We start from the raw sequence: 17,701 nt of genomic DNA, 5'->3' as shown, positions 1-17,701 counted from the left end.
GCCCGGAGAGCACCATGCCCGACACCCCGCAACTGCTCATGTTCATCGCGGCGGGCTGGCTGCTCAACCTCACGCCCGGCCCCGATGTGCTCTATATCGTGAGCAACGCCCTCAAGAGCGGCGTGCGCGCCGGCATCGTGGCGGCGCTGGGCATCGTCAGCGGGTGCTTCGTGCATGTGTTTGCGGCAGCGCTCGGTGTGAGCGCGCTGCTCGCTACTTCGGCCACGGCCTTCACGGTGCTCAAGTGGATCGGTGCCGCGTACCTGATGTGGATGGGCGTCAAGCTGCTCTTCGCCCAGGGCGGGGGGTCGTCCATCGTGCCGGCGGATGCCGCGAGAGTCCACCAACCTGCCGACCTGCGCCGCATCTACCGGCGCGGTTTCCTCACCAACGTGCTCAACCCCAAGGTCGCGCTGTTCTTCCTGGCCTTCGTGCCGCAGTTCATTGCGCCCGGCACGCCCGACAAGGTGACCGCCTTCCTGCTGCTGGGCCTGCTGTTCAACCTCAACTCGCTGCCGATCAACTTCGGCTACGCCTGGCTCGCCGGCTGGGCCGCGGGTCGCGTGAGCGCCGTGCAGCGCACCATGCACTGGATGGACCGCGCCGCCGGCGCCATGTTCGTCGGCTTTGGCCTCAAGCTGGCCATGTCGGACAATCCTTCTCGCTAAGTTCAGGAGACACACATGCCCCACAGCCACAAGATCACCCCGCAGGAAGCCCTGCAGCGCACCATCGAACACCGCGAGATCTTCCACGACGAGATGCTGCATCTCATGCGTCTGATCATGAGTGGCGAGATGTCACCGGTCATGATGGCGGCCTTCATCACCGGCCTGCGCGTGAAGAAGGAGACCATCGGCGAGATCACCGCCGCCGCGCAGGTGATGCGCGAGTTCTCCACCAAGGTGCACGTGGCCGACAAGACGCACTTGGTGGACATCGTGGGCACCGGCGGTGACGGTTCGCACACCTTCAACATCTCCACCTGCTCCATGTTCGTGGCCGCGGCCGCGGGCGCCAAGGTCAGCAAGCACGGTGGGCGCAGCGTTTCCAGCAAGAGCGGCAGCGCCGACGTGCTTGAGAGCCTGGGCATCAACATCAACCTCGCTCCCGATGCCATCGCGCGTTGCATTGAAAAAGTGGGCGTGGGCTTCATGTTCGCGCCGAACCACCACCCGGCCATGAAAAACGTGGCGCCGGTGCGCCGCGAGCTGGGCATGAAGACCATCTTCAACATCCTCGGCCCGCTGACCAACCCGGCCTCGGCGCCCAACATCCTGATGGGCGTGTTCCACCCCGATCTGGTCGGCATCCAGGTGCGCGCCCTGCAGCGCCTGGGCGCAGAGCACGCGGTGGTGGTCTACGGCCGCGACGGCATGGACGAGGTCTCGCTCGGCGCGGCCACCATGGTGGGTGAACTGAAAAACGGCGAGATCACCGAATACGAGATCCACCCCGAAGATTTCGGCCTCACGATGGCGAGCAACCGCACGCTGCGCGTGGAAACGCCCGAAGATTCCAAGGCCATGCTGATGGGCGTGTTGAACAACAGCGACGAACCGACCATCAAGGCCGCCAAAGACATCGTGTCGCTCAATGCCGGGGTGGCGCTCTATGCCGCCAATGTGTGTGACGGCATGCCGCAGGGCATCGCGCTGGCGCGGCGCGCCATCGAGTCCGGTGCGGCTGCGCAGAAGCTGCGTGATCTGACCGATTTCACCCAAGCCGCCACGGCGCCGGTCGGCCCCTGATCGATGCCATGAATCTGCCTGTCTGGCTGCAAAACGAAGGCGCATGGATCGCCATCGGCATTTCGTTGCTGTTCATCGTGGCCGGTGTGGTGATGCACCGGGTTATCAAGAAGGTGCTCCAGTCGCCTCCACCTCAGGAAAACAATACCCATGAGTGACATCCTCAACAAGATCGTGGCCGTCAAGCACGAAGAAATCGCCGCCGCGCGCAAGAAGAAACCGCTGGACGTGGTGCGCTTCGACGCCGAAAGCCGTTTGCTCACGCGCGACTTCGAGGGTGCCTTGAGGGCCAAGATCGCCGCCGGCCAGGCCGCGGTGATCGCCGAGATCAAGAAGGCCAGCCCGAGCAAGGGCGTGCTGCGCGAAGACTTCATTCCGGCCGACATCGCCCAGAGCTACGCCGAAGGCAATGGCCAGGTCAGCGCCGCCTGCCTGTCGGTGTTGACCGACAAACAGTTTTTCCAGGGCAGTTCCGACTACCTGAAACAGGCCCGTGCCAGCTGCGACCTCCCGGTGCTGCGCAAGGACTTCATGGTGGACCCGTACCAGGTCTACGAGGCCCGCGCCATGGGGGCCGACGCCATCCTGCTGATCGCCGCCTGTCTGGACGACGCGCAGATGGCCGATCTGGAAGCGATTGCCCTCAGCATGAACATGGCGGTGCTGGTGGAGGTGCACGACCGCGCCGAACTGCAGCGTGCGCTCAAGCTCAAAACACCGCTGGTGGGCATCAACAACCGCAACCTGCGCACCTTCGACGTCACGCTGCAGACCACGCTGGACATGCTGCCCGATGTGCCGGCCGACCGCCTGCTGGTCACCGAGTCCGGCATTCTCGGCCGCGACGACGTCACCAAGATGCGCGCTGCGGGTGTGCACGCCTTCCTGGTGGGCGAAGCCTTCATGCGCGCGCCCGAGCCGGGTCTGGCACTGGCCGAGCTGTTTGCCTGAGCACGGATCGATGCAAGGCGCATTGGATTGGGGTGGTGTGGCAGGTCCAGAGGTTCTGACCCCGCGGCTGCAGGCGGCCGATCCCGCACAGTGGCCGGTCCAGGCCGACTGGGCGGCGCTGGTCAACGGCTTTTGGGCGTCTTCCGCCGGGCAGTCACTGAAAGCCTTCTTGCAGCAGCGGCTGGACAGCGGTGCCGTCATCTATCCGCCGCAGCCGCTGCGGGCCCTGACGCTGACGCCGCTGGCCGATGTGCGGGTGGTGATCCTGGGCCAGGACCCGTACCACGGACCTGGCCAGGCCGAGGGGCTGGCATTTTCTGTTGTACCCGGTGTCAGGATTCCGCCCAGCCTGCGCAACATGTTCAAGGAGCTGCAGCGCGATCTGGGTATGGCGCCGCCGTCCAGCGGCTCGCTGGTGCGTTGGGCCGGGCAGGGCGTGCTCCTGCTCAACACCTGCCTGACCGTGGAAGACGGCCTGCCCGCCAGCCATGCCGGTCGTGGCTGGGAAGTGCTGACCGACGCCCTGATCCGGCGTTGCAGCGAAACAGGCGGCCCCAAACTGTTTCTGCTGTGGGGCGCCCACGCCCAGAAAAAGGCCGCGCTGATCGATGGTGCCCGCCATCAGGTGCTGTGTGCCAACCACCCATCGCCCCTGTCGGCGAGCCGGGGTCCAGCGCCGTTCCTCGGTTGCGGCCATTTCGGCGCCGTCAACCGCTGGCTGAAAGCGTCCGGACAATCACCTGTGGCATGGTGATCACGGGGGTGGGATGCAACACGGTCAAAAACCATGGCATAATGCTGGGCTGCGCTATGGAGGGGTGGCCGAGTGGTTAAAGGCAGCAGACTGTAAATCTGCCCGCTTACGCGTACGCTGGTTCGAATCCAGCCCCCTCCACCAGTGATTGATAGGCGATGTGCGAGCGATTGGGATCGAAGCGCTCTGAATGTTGGAAGCCCTTGTGGGTGTGAAAACGGTTCGGGCGGGAGTAGTTCAATGGTAGAACTCCAGCCTTCCAAGCTGATCACGCGGGTTCGATTCCCGTCTCCCGCTCCATGTCCTTTTGATGGCTGGGTGTTTGAAGTTTTCTGAGATGTCCGGGTTGTCCGGGTGTCTTGGCCCTTGTGGCTCAGTGGTAGAGCACTCCCTTGGTAAGGGAGAGGTCGCGGGTCCGATTCCCGCCAAGGGCACCATATTTGTTCTGGTGTTTCGGCAATTTTGATTTTGGAGCTGAAAAATGGCAAAAGAGAAATTTGAGCGGACCAAGCCGCACGTCAACGTCGGCACGATCGGTCACGTTGACCACGGCAAGACCACCCTGACCGCGGCCATCACCACCGTGCTGGCGGCCAAGTTCGGCGGTTCGGCCAAGGCCTACGACCAGATCGACGCGGCTCCCGAAGAAAAAGCCCGCGGCATCACCATCAACACCGCCCACGTGGAATACGAAACGGCCAACCGCCACTACGCCCACGTTGACTGCCCCGGCCACGCCGACTACGTCAAGAACATGATCACCGGTGCCGCCCAGATGGACGGCGCCGTGCTGGTGTGCTCCGCCGCTGACGGCCCCATGCCCCAGACCCGCGAGCACATCCTGCTGGCCCGCCAGGTCGGCGTGCCTTACATCATCGTGTTCCTGAACAAGTGCGACATGGTCGACGACGCCGAACTGCTCGAACTCGTTGAAATGGAAGTGCGCGAGCTGCTCGACAAGTACGACTTCCCTGGCGATGCCACCCCCATCATCCACGGCTCGGCCAAGCTCGCCCTCGAAGGCGACAAGGGTCCCCTGGGTGAAGAGGCCATCATGAAGCTGGCCGATGCGCTGGACACCTACATCCCCACGCCCGAGCGTGCTGTGGACGGTGCCTTCCTGATGCCCGTGGAAGACGTGTTCTCCATCTCCGGCCGCGGCACCGTCGTGACCGGTCGTATCGAGCGCGGCATCGTCAAGGTCGGCGAAGAAATCGAAATCGTCGGCATCAGCGACACCCAGAAAACCACCTGCACCGGCGTGGAAATGTTCCGCAAGCTGCTGGACCAGGGTCAGGCTGGCGACAACGTCGGTATCCTGCTGCGCGGCACCAAGCGCGAAGACGTGCAGCGCGGCCAGGTGCTGTGCAAGCCCGGCTCCATCAAGCCCCACACCCACTTCACGGGTGAGGTGTACGTGCTGTCCAAGGACGAAGGTGGCCGTCACACGCCGTTCTTCAACAACTACCGTCCGCAGTTCTACTTCCGCACCACCGACGTGACCGGCTCCATTGAGCTGCCCGAAGGCAAGGAAATGGTCATGCCGGGTGACAACGTGTCGATCACGGTCAAGCTGATTGCCCCGATCGCCATGGAAGAAGGTCTGCGTTTCGCCATCCGCGAAGGTGGCCGTACCGTCGGCGCCGGTGTGGTTGCCAAGATCATCGCGTAAGTTCAACGCCCGCTAGGGCACAGCCAGTAGGGGTATAGCTCAATTGGCAGAGCGTCGGTCTCCAAAACCGAAGGTTGTAGGTTCGATTCCTACTGCCCCTGCCACAAAACAGGCAAGCATCGGAACCTGAATCCGCTCTGTTTTCGTGGTTTACAAGCCCGCCGAAGTCGTCAAGACCTCTGGTGGGCTTGCGTGTCTCAAGCCTCGGGCTTCGAAGTCGCGCGTTTTTGTTACGAATCGTCTGGAACCCCATGGCCTCTTCCGAAGTTCAAACCGTCAACACCAGCGCCGACAAGGCCAAGCTGGCGGTCGCTGTTGTGCTGCTGCTGGGGGCGTTCGTTGCGTTTTATCTGCTGTCGGGCCGGGGCGCACTCGCGCAATGGGGTGCGTTGATCGCGTGCCTGGTGGCTGCCGTGGTGGTGTTTGGTGTGTCCGAGTCCGGCAAGCGGCTCGTGGCCTTTGGGCGTGATTCGTGGCGAGAAGCCAAAAAGGTGGTCTGGCCGGCGCGCAAGGAAGCGATCCAGATGACGGCTTATGTGTTTGCCTTCGTGTTTGTGATGGCGCTCTTTCTGTGGCTGACCGACAAGACCCTGGAATGGTTGTTCTACGACCTGATCCTGGGCTGGAGAAAATAATGACCGATCAACACAGTCCTGTGACGGATGGCGTGGCCGCTGAGGGCATGCGCTGGTATGTGGTGCACGCCTATTCCGGCATGGAAAAGGCGGCCGAGCGCAACATCATCGAGCGCATCAACCGCGAAGGCATGCAGGACAAGTTCGGCCGGATCCTGGTGCCCACCGAAGAAGTGGTGGAGGTCAAGAACGGTCAGAAGCGCACCACCGAGCGCAAGTTTTTCCCCGGCTACGTGCTGGTGGAAATGGTGATGGACGACGAAACCTGGCACCTGGTGAAGCACACCAACAAGGTCACGGGTTTCGTGGGTGGTGCCAAAAACCGCCCGGCACCGATTTCCGAGGAAGACGTCCAGAAGATCGTCAACCAGATGCAGGAAGGCACCGACAAGCCGCGCCACAAGGTGGAATTTGTCGTGGGCGAATACGTGCGCGTCAAGGAGGGCCCGTTCACGGACTTCAACGGCACGGTCGAAGAAGTCAACTACGAGAAGAACAAGATGCGCGTGTCGGTGACCATTTTCGGTCGCGCCACGCCGGTCGAACTCGAATTCAGCCAGGTCGAAAAGACCTGAAGTTTCCGTGACGCTGGTGGGTCGGCCCGACGCCAGCGCCATTTGTCTTTTCCGGGTCCCCCACCGCGAGGAGGTTGTCTTGATGGCAGCCGTCTGCACTCGCAGGAGCTAAAAAATGGCGAAAAAAATCGTCGGCTTCATCAAGCTGCAAGTGCCAGCTGGTAAAGCCAACCCCTCCCCACCGATCGGCCCGGCCTTGGGCCAGCGCGGCCTCAACATCATGGAGTTCTGCAAGGCGTTCAACGCCCAGACCCAGGGTCTTGAGCCCGGCATGCCGATCCCGGTGACCATCACCGCGTTTGCGGACAAGAGCTTCACCTTCAAGATGGGTACGCCCCCGGCGACCTACATGATCAAGAAGGCCATCAAGCTCGACAAGGGTTCTCCGGTGCCCAACAAGCAAAAGGTCGGCAAGATCACGCGCGCTCAGCTCGAAGAGATCGTGAAGACCAAGATGAAAGACATGACCGCCGCTGATGTGGACGCCGCTGTGCGCACCATCGCCGGTTCGGCCCGCTCGATGGGCGTGATTGTGGAGGGCGTGTAAATGTCCAAGCTGACCAAAAAGCAAAAAGCTTTCGCCGGCAAAGTGGATGCTAACAAGCTCTACGCGCTGACCGACGCCCTGGCCATCATCAAAGAATGTGCCAACGCCAAGTTTGACGAATCCATCGACGTGGCGATCCAGCTCGGCGTGGACGCCAAGAAATCCGACCAGGTGGTGCGTGGCGCCGTCGTGATGCCCAACGGCACCGGCAAGACCAAGCGCGTGGCCGTGTTCGCCCAGGGCGCCAAGGCCGAAGAAGCCAAGGCCGCTGGTGCCGACATTGTCGGCATGGACGACCTGGCTGCTGAAGTCAAGGCCGGCAAGATGGACTTTGACGTCGTCATCGCTTCGCCCGATGCCATGCGTGTGGTCGGTACCCTGGGTCAGATCCTGGGCCCGCGCGGCCTGATGCCCAACCCCAAGGTGGGTACCGTGACGCCCGACGTGGCGCAGGCGGTGCGCAACGCCAAGGCTGGTCAGGTGCAGTTCCGTGTCGACAAGGCCGGCATCGTGCACGGCACGATCGGTCGCCGTTCGTTCGAAGCCGACAAGCTCCAGGGCAACCTGGTGGCCCTGCTCGACGCCCTGACCAAGGCCAAGCCTGCTACCAGCAAGGGTGTTTACCTGCGCAAAGTGGCCGTGTCTTCGACCATGGGTGTGGGCGTTCGCGTCGACATGCAGTCCATCGCGGCCTGATCGCGAAAAGAATTCGGGCCACTCCGGTGGCCCGGGTGTGGTGGGTCCGTGGTTTGACAACACCGTCAGTCCACGGGGCCATCCAAGACCGTTGGTGTCGGGGAGTGTTCGAAAGAACGCCGACCGACTTAATTGTGACAAGCCAACGCAGATGGCGATCCCGCTGCAGATGGAATGAGTTCCTGAAACAGTTGGTCGCTGCAATGAGGCGTGCCGGAGGCTTTGGGGCCGAGGGCACATTTAAGGAGTAGACCTTGAGTCTGAATCGCAGTGAGAAAGAAGCGGTCATTTCCGAAGTGACCAGCCTCGCCGCTAAAGCTCAAACGCTCGTGATGGCGGAATACCGTGGCATCACGGTCGCGAACATGGACAAATTGCGTGTCACAGCCCGCAACAGCGGTGTGAGCCTGAGCGTGTTGAAAAACACCCTGGCCCGCCGTGCGGTGGCTGGCAGCAGTTTTGAAGTGGTCGCCGACCAGATGACCGGTCCGCTGATCTATGGCTTCTCCGAAGACGCCGTGGCCGCCGCGAAAGTGGTGGCCGAATTCGCGAAAACCAACGACAAGTTGGTGATTCGCGCTGGCGTCTACGGTGGCAAAGTCCTGGACATCGAGGGCGTCAAGCAGCTCGCCAGCATCCCTTCCAAGGAAGTGTTGTTGGCTCAGCTGTGTGGCTTGCTGATGTCGCCTATTTCGCGTACGGCCGTTGTGCTGGGCGCGTTGGCGGCGAAAAAAGGCGAAGGCGCTGCCGCTCCGGCAGAAGCAGCTGCAGAACCCGCAGCTGAACCCGCCGCACCGGCAGAAGACGCTGCCGCCGCCTGAGCGCGCGGCAGATTCGTTTAACCAATTGTTAGGAAATCAAAATGGCATTCGATAAAGACGCATTTTTGACCGCGCTGGACAGCATGACGGTCATGGAACTCAACGACCTGGTGAAAGCCATCGAAGAGAAGTTTGGTGTGAGCGCTGCCGCCATGGCCGCTCCTGCCGCTGGTGGTGGCGGTGCCGCTGCTGCTGCTGAAGAGAAGACCGAATTCAACGTCGTGCTGCTCGAAGCCGGCGCCAACAAGGTCTCCGTCATCAAGGCCGTGCGCGAAATCACCGGTCTGGGCCTGAAAGAAGCCAAGGACCTGGTCGACGGCGCTCCGAAGAACGTGAAAGAAGCTGTTGCCAAGGCCGACGCCGAAGCCGCAGTGAAGAAGCTGGTGGATGCCGGCGCCAAGGCCGAGCTGAAGTAATTCACTCGCCAGGCCAGGGCTGGAGTGCTCGAAAGAGCCTCCAGCCTTTGGTGCTTTCTGAGCCGCCAGTGCCGATGCACTGGTGCAGTGTTTTGAATAAGCGCTGATATGTCGACTCTGACGAGTCCCCTTGTCAGTGTTTTAGCGAAACACCGCTAAGCAGATTTTCACAGTCTGCTTAGCAGTGTTTTCTGACCCCGACTGCAGAAAACGACTTGGTTCGGGCCTGTGTGCAACGCACAGGCCGTCCGCCAATGGTTGGTAGAGGCCAGCCACCAAGCAAGTCACCAGGAGTCCATCCCTGGTAGGCAGACAGTCGCCGCAGACCTCAAGCCCGGAGATCTCATGGCCACAGCATCGAATTATTCATATACCGAACGCAAACGCATCCGAAAGAGTTTTGGCACCCGCGAAACCGTCATCGCGATCCCTTACCTCTTGCAGATGCAAAAGGACGCGTACACCGCGTTCCTGCAAGCCGATTCGGCTCCCAAGAAGCGTACCAACGAGGGCCTGCAGGCGGCGTTCGAAGCGGCATTCCCCATCGTCTCGCACAACGGTTTTGTGGAGATGAAGTTCGTCGAATACAACCTGGCCAAGCCGGCGTTTGACGTGCGCGAATGCCAGACCCGTGGCCTGACGTTTGCTTCGGCTGTGCGCGCCCGCGTCCAGCTCATCATTTACGACCGCGAGTCCTCGACCAGCCAGTCCAAGGTCATCAAGGAAGTCAAGGAACAGGAGGTCTACATGGGCGAAGTGCCCCTGATGACCGACAAGGGTTCCTTCATCATCAACGGCACCGAGCGTGTCATCGTGTCGCAGCTGCACCGTTCACCCGGTGTGTTCTTCGAACACGACAAGGGCAAGACCCACAGCTCGGGCAAGCTGCTGTTCTCGGCCCGCATCATCCCCTACCGCGGTTCGTGGCTCGACTTCGAGTTCGATCCCAAGGACGTGCTGTTCTTCCGTGTCGACCGCCGCCGCAAGATGCCGGTGACCATCCTGCTCAAGGCCATCGGCCTGACGCCGGAAACCATCCTGGCGAACTTCTTCGTCAACGACCACTTCCGCCTGATGGACAGCGGCGCCCAGATGGCCTTCGTGCCCGAGCGCCTGCGTGGCGAGGTGGCCCGTTTCGACATCACCGACAAGTCGGGCAAGGTCGTGGTCGCCAAGGACAAGCGCATCACCGTGCGCCACACCCGCGAAATGGAACAGTCCGGCACCACGCACATCAGCGTGCCCGAAGACTTCATGATCGGCCGCGTGGTCGCGCGCAACATCGTTGACGCCGACACCGGCGAGATCATCGCCAAGGCCAACGACGAGTTGACCGAAGTGCTGCTGAAGAAACTGCGCACCTCGGGCGTGCAGGACCTGCAGTGCCTCTACACCAACGAACTCGACCAGGGCGCTTACATCAGCCAGACCCTGCGCAGCGACGAAACCGCTGACGAGTTCGCCGCCCGTGTCGCCATCTACCGCATGATGCGCCCCGGCGAACCGCCGACCGAAGACGCGGTGCAAGCCCTGTTCCACCGCCTGTTCTACAACCCGGACACCTACGACCTGTCGCGCGTGGGCCGCATGAAGTTCAACGCCCGCGTGGGCCGCGACGAATCCACCGGCGCCATGGTGCTGTCCAACGAAGACATCCTGGCCGTGGTCAAGATCCTCGTGGACCTGCGCAACGGCCGTGGCGAAGTCGATGACATCGACCACCTGGGCAACCGCCGCGTGCGCTGCGTCGGCGAACTCGCCGAGAACCAGTACCGCACCGGTCTGGCTCGCATCGAAAAGGCCGTGAAGGAGCGTCTGGGCCAGGCCGAGCAAGAGCCGCTGATGCCGCACGACCTGATCAACTCCAAGCCGATTTCAGCGGCCCTCAAGGAGTTCTTCGGTGCCTCCCAGCTGTCGCAGTTCATGGACCAGACCAACCCGCTGGCCGAGATCACCCACAAGCGCCGCGTGTCGGCCCTTGGCCCGGGCGGTCTGACCCGCGAACGTGCCGGCTTCGAAGTGCGTGACGTGCATGTGACCCACTACGGTCGCGTCTGCCCGATTGAAACGCCTGAAGGTCCGAATATCGGCCTGATCAACTCGCTGGCCCTGTACGCGCGTCTGAACGAATACGGCTTCATCGAAACCCCGTACCGTCGCGTGATCGACGGCCAGGTGACGAACCAGATCGACTACCTGTCGGCCATCGAAGAAGGCAAGTACGTCATCGCCCAGGCCAACGCCACGCTGGACGCCGAAGGCCGCCTGACCGGCGACCTGATTTCCGCGCGTGAAAAGGGTGAATCCATCCTGACCTCGGCCGACACCATCCAGTACATGGACGTGTCGCCGGCGCAGATCGTGTCCGTGGCCGCCTCGCTGGTTCCGTTCCTGGAACACGATGACGCGAACCGCGCGCTGATGGGCGCCAACATGTCGCGCCAGGCCGTGCCCGTGCTGCGTCCCGAGAAGCCGCTGGTCGGCACCGGCATCGAGCGTGTGGCTGCGATCGACTCCGGCACCGTGGTCACCGCCAAACGCGGCGGCGTGGTCGACTACGTGGACGCGACCCGCATCGTGATCCGCGTGAACGACGCCGAAGCCGTGGCCGGCGAAGTCGGTGTGGACATCTACAACCTGATCAAGTACCAGCGTTCCAACCAGAACACCAACATCCACCAGCGTCCCATCGTCAAGAAGGGCGATCAGCTGGGCAAGGGTGACGTGATCGCCGACGGCGCTTCGACCGACCTGGGAGAAATCTCCATCGGCCAGAACATGCTGATCGCCTTCATGCCCTGGAACGGCTACAACTTCGAAGACTCGATCCTGATCTCCGAACGCGTGGTCGCCGAAGACCGCTACACCTCGATCCACATCGAGGAACTGGTGGTCATGGCGCGCGACACCAAGCTGGGCGCGGAAGAAATCACCCGCGACATCCCCAACCTGGCCGAGCAGCAGCTCAACCGCCTGGACGACTCCGGCATCATCTACGTCGGCGCCGAAGTGCTGCCCGGCGACGTGCTGGTCGGCAAGGTCACGCCCAAGGGCGAGACCACGCTGACGCCTGAAGAGAAGTTGCTGCGCGCCATCTTCGGCGAGAAGGCCAGCGACGTGAAAGACACCTCGCTGCGCGTGGACCAGGGCTCGCAAGGCACCGTGATCGACGTGCAGGTCTTCACCCGCGAAGGCATCACGCGCGACAAGCGCGCCCAGCAGATCATCGATGACGAACTCAAGCGCTTCCGCCTGGACCTGAACGACCAGCTGCGCATCGTGGAAGCCGACGCCTTCGACCGCATCGAGAAGCTGCTGACCGGCAAGATCGCCAACGGTGGCCCCAAGAAGCTGTCCAAGGGCACGACCATCGACAAGGCCTACCTGGCCGACGTCGAGAAGTACCACTGGTTCGACATCCGCCCGGCCGATGACGAAGTCGCCGCCCAGCTGGAGTCGATCAAGAACTCCATGGAGCAGACGCGCCACAGCTTCGACCTCGCGTTCGAAGAGAAGCGCAAGAAGCTCACGCAGGGCGACGAGCTGCCCGCTGGCGTGCTGAAGATGGTCAAGGTTTACCTGGCCGTCAAGCGCCGCCTGCAGCCGGGTGACAAGATGGCCGGCCGCCACGGCAACAAGGGTGTGGTCTCCAAGATCGTTCCGGTCGAAGACATGCCTTACATGGCCGACGGCACCCCCGCCGACATCGTGCTGAACCCGCTGGGCGTGCCTTCGCGCATGAACGTGGGTCAGGTGCTGGAAGTCCACCTGGGCTGGGCCGGCAAGGGCATTGGTCAGCGCATCGGCGACATGCTGCAACAGGAAGCCAAGGCTTCTGAAATGCGCACGTTCCTCGAAACGGTCTACAACCACACCGGCAAGAAAGAATCCCTGTCCGACCTCAGCGACGCTGACGTGATGGAAATGGCCGAGAACCTGCAGAACGGTGTGCCGTTCGCCACCCCGGTGTTCGATGGTGCTTCGGAAGACGAAATCCGCGCCATGCTGAAGCTGGCGTACCCGGACGACATCGCCGCCAAGAAGGGCCTGACCGAAACCCGCACCCAGGCGCAGCTGTACGACGGCCGCACCGGTGACGCTTTCGAGCGCAAGACCACCGTGGGCTACATGCACTTCCTGAAGCTGCACCACCTGGTTGACGACAAGATGCACGCCCGTTCCACCGGTCCGTACTCCCTGGTCACGCAGCAGCCGCTGGGCGGCAAGGCGCAGTTCGGTGGTCAGCGTTTCGGCGAGATGGAAGTGTGGGCGCTGGAAGCCTACGGCGCTTCCTACATCCTGCAGGAAATGCTCACCGTCAAGTCCGACGACGTGCAGGGCCGCACCAAGGTGTACGAAAGCATCGTCAAGGGCGAGCACTCGATCGAAGCGGGCATGCCCGAGTCGTTCAACGTGCTGGTCAAGGAAATTCGCTCGCTCGGTATCGACATCGAACTCGAACGCTCCTAATTCGCCGGCAAGACAAGGATTGAACCCATGAAATCATTACTCGACCTGTTCAAGCAGTTCACGCCCGACGAGCATTTCGATGCCATCCGCATCGGCCTGGCTTCGCCGGAAAAAATCCGCTCGTGGTCTTTCGGCGAAGTCAAGAAGCCCGAGACCATCAACTACCGCACGTTCAAGCCCGAACGCGACGGTCTGTTCTGCGCCAAGATTTTTGGTCCCATCAAGGACTACGAATGCCTGTGCGGCAAGTACAAGCGCCTCAAGCACCGCGGTGTGATCTGCGAGAAGTGCGGCGTTGAAGTCACGCAGACCAAAGTGCGCCGCGAACGCATGGGTCACATCGACCTGGCCGCGCCCTGCGCCCACATCTGGTTCCTGAAGTCGCTGCCGTCGCGTCTGGGCCTGATCCTCGACATGACGCTGCGCGACATCGAACGCGTGCTGTACTTTGAAGCCTATGTGATCGTTGATCCGGGCATGACGCCGCTGAAGAAATTCGCGATCATGTCGGAGGATGACTTTGACGCCAAGCGCAAGGAATTCGGCGACGAATTCATCGCCAAGATGGGCGCCGAAGGCATCAAGGAGCTGCTGCAGGCGATCGACCTCGACATCGAGATCGAGAAGCTGCGCAACGACCTGACCGGCTCCGAGCTCAAGATCAAGAAGAACGCCAAGCGCCTGAAGGTGCTGGAAGCCTTCAAGAAGTCGGGCATCAAGCCCGAGTGGATGGTGCTCGACGTGCTGCCCGTGCTGCCGCCGGACCTGCGTCCGCTGGTGCCGCTGGACGGTGGCCGCTTCGCGACCTCCGATCTGAACGACCTGTACCGCCGCGTCATCAACCGCAACAGCCGTCTGCGCCGCCTGCTCGAACTCAAAGCGCCCGAGATCATCGCGCGCAACGAGAAGCGCATGCTGCAGGAAGCCGTGGACTCGCTGCTGGACAACGGCCGCCGTGGCAAGGCGATGACGGGCGCCAACAAGCGCGCGCTCAAGTCGCTGGCCGACATGATCAAGGGCAAGAGCGGTCGTTTCCGCCAGAACTTGCTGGGCAAGCGCGTCGACTACTCGGGCCGTTCGGTCATCGTGGTCGGCCCCACGCTCAAGCTGCACCAGTGTGGCCTGCCCAAGCTGATGGCCCTGGAGTTGTTCAAGCCTTTCATCTTCTCGCGCCTGGAAGCCATGGGCATCGCGACCACCATCAAGGCCGCGAAGAAGGAAGTGGAAGCCGGCACGCCGGTGGTGTGGGACATCCTGGAAGAGGTGATCAAAGAGCACCCGGTGATGCTGAACCGCGCACCCACGCTGCACCGCCTGGGCATCCAGGCCTTCGAACCCATCCTGATCGAAGGCAAGGCGATCCAACTGCACCCCCTCGTTTGCGCGGCCTTCAACGCCGACTTCGACGGTGACCAGATGGCCGTTCACGTGCCGCTGTCGGTGGAAGCGCAGATCGAAGCCCGCACCCTGATGCTGGCCTCGAACAACATCCTGTTCCCGGCCAACGGCGAGCCCTCCATCGTGCCGTCGCAGGACGTGGTGCTGGGTCTGTACTACGCGACCCGCGAGCGCATCAACGGCAAGGGCGAAGGCATGATCTTCGCCGACCTGCTGGAGCTGCAGCGCGCGCTGGACAATGGCGCAGTCGAGATCACCGCCAAGATCAGCGTGCGTCTGCAGCAGTACACGCTGGACAAGGCGACGGGCGAATTCACGCCCTTCGTGTCCCTGGTGGACACGACGGTTGGCCGTGCGCTGCTGTCCGAGATCCTGCCCAAGGGCCTGCCTTTCGAAGTGCTGAACAAGCCGCTGAAGAAGAAGGAAATCTCCAAGCTGATCAACGTGTCCTTCCGCAAGTGCGGCCTGAAGGAAACGGTGGTCTTCGCCGACAAGCTGCTGCAGAACGGTTTCCGCCTGGCGACCCGTGCCGGCATCTCGATCGCGGTGGACGACATGCTGGTGCCGAAGGAAAAACCGGCCATCATCGAGCGTTCGGAAAAAGAGGTGAAGGAAATCGCCCAGCAATACGCTTCGGGTCTGGTGACCGCGGGCGAGCGCTACAACAAGGTGGTGGACATCTGGGGCAAGGCCGGTGACGAGATCTCCAAGGTCATGATGGCCCAGCTGGCCAAGCAGAAGACCACCGACCGCCACGGCAAGGAAGTGGACCAGGAGTCCTTCAACTCCATCTACATGATGGCCGACTCGGGTGCCCGCGGTTCCGCGGCCCAGATTCGCCAGCTGGCCGGCATGCGTGGCCTGATGGCCAAGCCCGACGGCTCCATCATTGAGACCCCCATCACGGCGAACTTCCGTGAAGGTCTGAACGTGTTGCAGTACTTCATCTCCACCCACGGCGCCCGAAAGGGTCTGGCCGACACGGCGCTGAAGACCGCCAACTCGGGTTACCTGACCCGACGTCTGGTGGACGTGACGCAGGATCTGGTGGTCAACAGCCAGGACTGCGGCACGAGCAACGGCACGGTGATGCGCGCCATCGTCGAAGGTGGTGAAGTGATCGAGTCGCTGCGCGACCGCATCCTGGGCCGCACCACCTGCGATGAGGTGATCCACCCGGAGACCCGCGCGGTCCTGTTGCCGGCCGGCACCCTGCTGGACGAAGACATGCTCGACGAGCTGGAAGCCGCTGGCGTGGACGAGGTCAAGGTGCGCACCGCACTGACCTGCGAAACCCGCTTCGGCATCTGCGCCAAGTGCTATGGCCGCGACCTGGGCCGCGGTGGCCTGGTGAACATCGGCGAAGCCGTCGGTGTGATCGCCGCCCAGTCCATTGGTGAACCCGGAACGCAGCTGACCATGCGCACCTTCCACATCGGTGGTGCGGCGTCGCGTGCGGCCGTGGCCTCCAGCGTGGAAGCCAAGTCCAGCGGTTCGATCGGTTTCAACGCCACCATGCGTTATGTGACCAACACCAAGGGCGAGCTGGTGGTGATCGCGCGTTCTGGCGAAATCATCATCCACGACGAAATCGGTCGTGAGCGCGAACGCCACAAGGTGCCCTACGGCGCGATCCTGGCGGTCAAGGCCGACCAGCAGATCAAGGCCGGCGCGATTCTGGCCAATTGGGACCCGCTGACTCGACCCATCATCACGGAATTCGCCGGTCAGGTGAAGTTCGAGAACGTGGAAGAAGGTCTGACGGTGGCCAAGCAGGTCAACGACGTGACCGGTCTGTCCTCGCTGGTGGTGATCGATCCCAAGCACCGCGGTTCGACCAAGGTGGTTCGTCCGCTGGTCAAGCTGCTCGACGCCCAGGGCAACGAAGTGAAGATCCCCGGCACCGACCACTCGGTGACGGTGGGCTTCCAGATCGGCGCGCTGCTGGAAGTGCGCGACGGTCAGGACGTCGGCCCCGGCCACGTGCTCGCCCGCATCCCGGTCGAAGGCCAGAAGACGCGCGACATCACCGGCGGTCTGCCGCGAGTGGCCGAGCTGTTCGAAGCCCGCAGCCCGAAGGACAAGGGCATGCTGGCCGAGATGACCGGTACCGTGTCGTTCGGCAAGGAAACCAAAGGCAAGGTCCGCCTGCAGATCACCGATCCGGAAGGCAAGATCTGGGACGAACTCATCCCCAAGGAAAAGAACATCCTGGTGCACGAAGGCCAGGTGGTCAACAAGGGCGAGAGCGTGGTCGACGGCCCGGCCGATCCGCAGGACATCCTGCGCCTGCTGGGCATCGAAGAGCTGTCGCGCTACATCGTTGACGAAGTGCAGGACGTGTACCGTCTGCAGGGCGTGAAGATCAACGACAAGCACATTGAGGTGATCGTTCGCCAGATGCTGCGCCGCGTGATCGTCGACAGCGTGGGCGATTCGTCGTATATCGCTGGCGAGCAGGTCGAGCGTTCGGAGATCCTCAACACCAACGACGCGCTGCGCGCCGAGGGCAAGCTGCCCGCGGTCTACAGCAACGTGCTGCTGGGTATCACCAAGGCCTCGCTGTCCACCGACTCCTTCATCTCGGCGGCTTCCTTCCAGGAAACCACCCGCGTGCTCACCGAGGCGGCCATCATGGGCAAGCGCGACGAGCTGCGTGGTCTGAAGGAAAACGTGATCGTCGGTCGTCTGATCCCGGCCGGTACCGGCATGGCGTACCACGAAGCGCGCAAGGTCAAGGAGAAGATGGACGACGAAGAGCGCCGTGCCATCGCCGAAGCCGACGCCGTGTCGCTGGCGGCCGATCAGGCCGACGCTTCGAGCACCAACGAAGCGGCTGAATAAGCCAACTCACTTGAACCCTGCGTCACCGCTGGGTTCCTGAACGCCTCCGGCCATCTGGCCGGAGGCGTTTTTTCTTGTGTGATGGCCAACGCCCCTGACAGCGCCGACAGGCACTGGGGTATATTGCCTGCGCCCTGGCACCGGATCGGGCGCGCTTGTTCAACAACCGGA

Annotated in this window: 14 protein-coding genes and 4 tRNA genes; all 18 read left to right on the top strand. The window is 62.5% G+C overall.

Annotated features, from left to right (window positions below; translation table 11 throughout):
• The first annotated feature begins 14 nt into the window (after positions 1–14).
• The 18 genes from F3K02_RS01460 to rpoC all read left to right on the top strand — a co-directional run bounded on the left by F3K02_RS01460 (position 15) and on the right by rpoC (position 17,530).
• Positions 15–668, top strand: a complete 654-nt coding sequence (locus tag F3K02_RS01460; RefSeq protein WP_177132515.1) for a LysE family translocator — start codon at positions 15–17, stop codon at positions 666–668.
• A gap of 15 nt (positions 669–683) precedes the next feature.
• Positions 684–1,751 carry an anthranilate phosphoribosyltransferase gene (gene trpD / locus F3K02_RS01455; RefSeq protein ID WP_177132513.1) on the top strand — a complete coding sequence of 356 codons (1,068 nt, stop codon included), beginning with the start codon at positions 684–686 and terminating at the stop codon, positions 1,749–1,751.
• An 8-nt stretch (positions 1,752–1,759) separates the two neighbouring features.
• A complete protein-coding gene (locus F3K02_RS01450; protein ID WP_177132510.1) occupies positions 1,760–1,909 on the top strand; it encodes a hypothetical protein in 150 nt (49 codons plus the stop codon).
• Positions 1,902–2,702 (top strand): indole-3-glycerol phosphate synthase TrpC, encoded by an 801-nt coding sequence (gene trpC / locus F3K02_RS01445; protein ID WP_177132508.1) that lies wholly within the window; start codon positions 1,902–1,904, stop codon positions 2,700–2,702. Before F3K02_RS01450 ends, trpC begins: the two co-directional genes overlap by 8 nt.
• A 37-nt stretch (positions 2,703–2,739) precedes the next feature.
• Positions 2,740–3,456: a uracil-DNA glycosylase gene (locus F3K02_RS01440; RefSeq protein ID WP_343066939.1), complete on the top strand. Its 717-nt coding sequence runs from the start codon at positions 2,740–2,742 to the stop codon at positions 3,454–3,456.
• 58 nt (positions 3,457–3,514) lie between these two features.
• Positions 3,515–3,600 (top strand) — tRNA-Tyr (locus F3K02_RS01435).
• Positions 3,601–3,682: 82 nt separating this feature from the next.
• A tRNA-Gly gene (locus F3K02_RS01430) sits at positions 3,683–3,756 on the top strand.
• A gap of 62 nt (positions 3,757–3,818) precedes the next feature.
• A tRNA-Thr gene (locus tag F3K02_RS01425) sits at positions 3,819–3,893 on the top strand.
• Between the two features lie 44 nt (positions 3,894–3,937).
• Positions 3,938–5,128, top strand: a complete 1,191-nt coding sequence (gene tuf, locus F3K02_RS01420) for an elongation factor Tu (protein ID WP_177132504.1) — start codon at positions 3,938–3,940, stop codon at positions 5,126–5,128.
• A gap of 28 nt (positions 5,129–5,156) precedes the next feature.
• A tRNA-Trp gene (locus F3K02_RS01415) sits at positions 5,157–5,232 on the top strand.
• 147 nt (positions 5,233–5,379) lie between these two features.
• On the top strand, positions 5,380–5,763 hold the full coding sequence (secE, locus tag F3K02_RS01410; RefSeq protein ID WP_177132502.1) for a preprotein translocase subunit SecE: 384 nt from the start codon (positions 5,380–5,382) through the stop codon (positions 5,761–5,763).
• Complete coding sequence (gene nusG, locus F3K02_RS01405) at positions 5,763–6,338, top strand: transcription termination/antitermination protein NusG (protein ID WP_177132500.1); 576 nt, start codon at positions 5,763–5,765, stop codon at positions 6,336–6,338. The genes secE and nusG overlap by 1 nt, the downstream gene beginning before the upstream one ends.
• A gap of 115 nt (positions 6,339–6,453) precedes the next feature.
• Entirely contained in the window at positions 6,454–6,885 is a 432-nt protein-coding gene (gene rplK, locus F3K02_RS01400; protein WP_077333067.1) for a 50S ribosomal protein L11, read from the top strand.
• Complete coding sequence (rplA, locus tag F3K02_RS01395) at positions 6,886–7,581, top strand: 50S ribosomal protein L1 (RefSeq protein ID WP_177132498.1); 696 nt, start codon at positions 6,886–6,888, stop codon at positions 7,579–7,581.
• Between the two features lie 254 nt (positions 7,582–7,835).
• Positions 7,836–8,402 carry a 50S ribosomal protein L10 gene (gene rplJ, locus F3K02_RS01390; protein WP_177132497.1) on the top strand — a complete coding sequence of 189 codons (567 nt, stop codon included), beginning with the start codon at positions 7,836–7,838 and terminating at the stop codon, positions 8,400–8,402.
• Positions 8,403–8,443: 41 nt separating this feature from the next.
• On the top strand, positions 8,444–8,818 hold the full coding sequence (gene rplL, locus F3K02_RS01385) for a 50S ribosomal protein L7/L12 (RefSeq protein ID WP_177132494.1): 375 nt from the start codon (positions 8,444–8,446) through the stop codon (positions 8,816–8,818).
• Positions 8,819–9,163: 345 nt separating this feature from the next.
• Positions 9,164–13,288, top strand: coding sequence for a DNA-directed RNA polymerase subunit beta (gene rpoB / locus F3K02_RS01380; RefSeq protein ID WP_177132489.1), 4,125 nt, complete (start codon positions 9,164–9,166; stop codon positions 13,286–13,288).
• 27 nt (positions 13,289–13,315) lie between these two features.
• Positions 13,316–17,530, top strand: a complete 4,215-nt coding sequence (rpoC, locus tag F3K02_RS01375; RefSeq protein WP_177132487.1) for a DNA-directed RNA polymerase subunit beta' — start codon at positions 13,316–13,318, stop codon at positions 17,528–17,530.
• Positions 17,531–17,701 lie beyond the last annotated feature (171 nt).

Origin of the sequence: Hydrogenophaga aromaticivorans (assembly GCF_013387465.1) — a bacterium.
Taxonomy (GTDB): domain Bacteria; phylum Pseudomonadota; class Gammaproteobacteria; order Burkholderiales; family Burkholderiaceae_C; genus Hydrogenophaga; species Hydrogenophaga aromaticivorans.
This window is presented reverse-complemented; position numbering and strand designations above follow the sequence as displayed.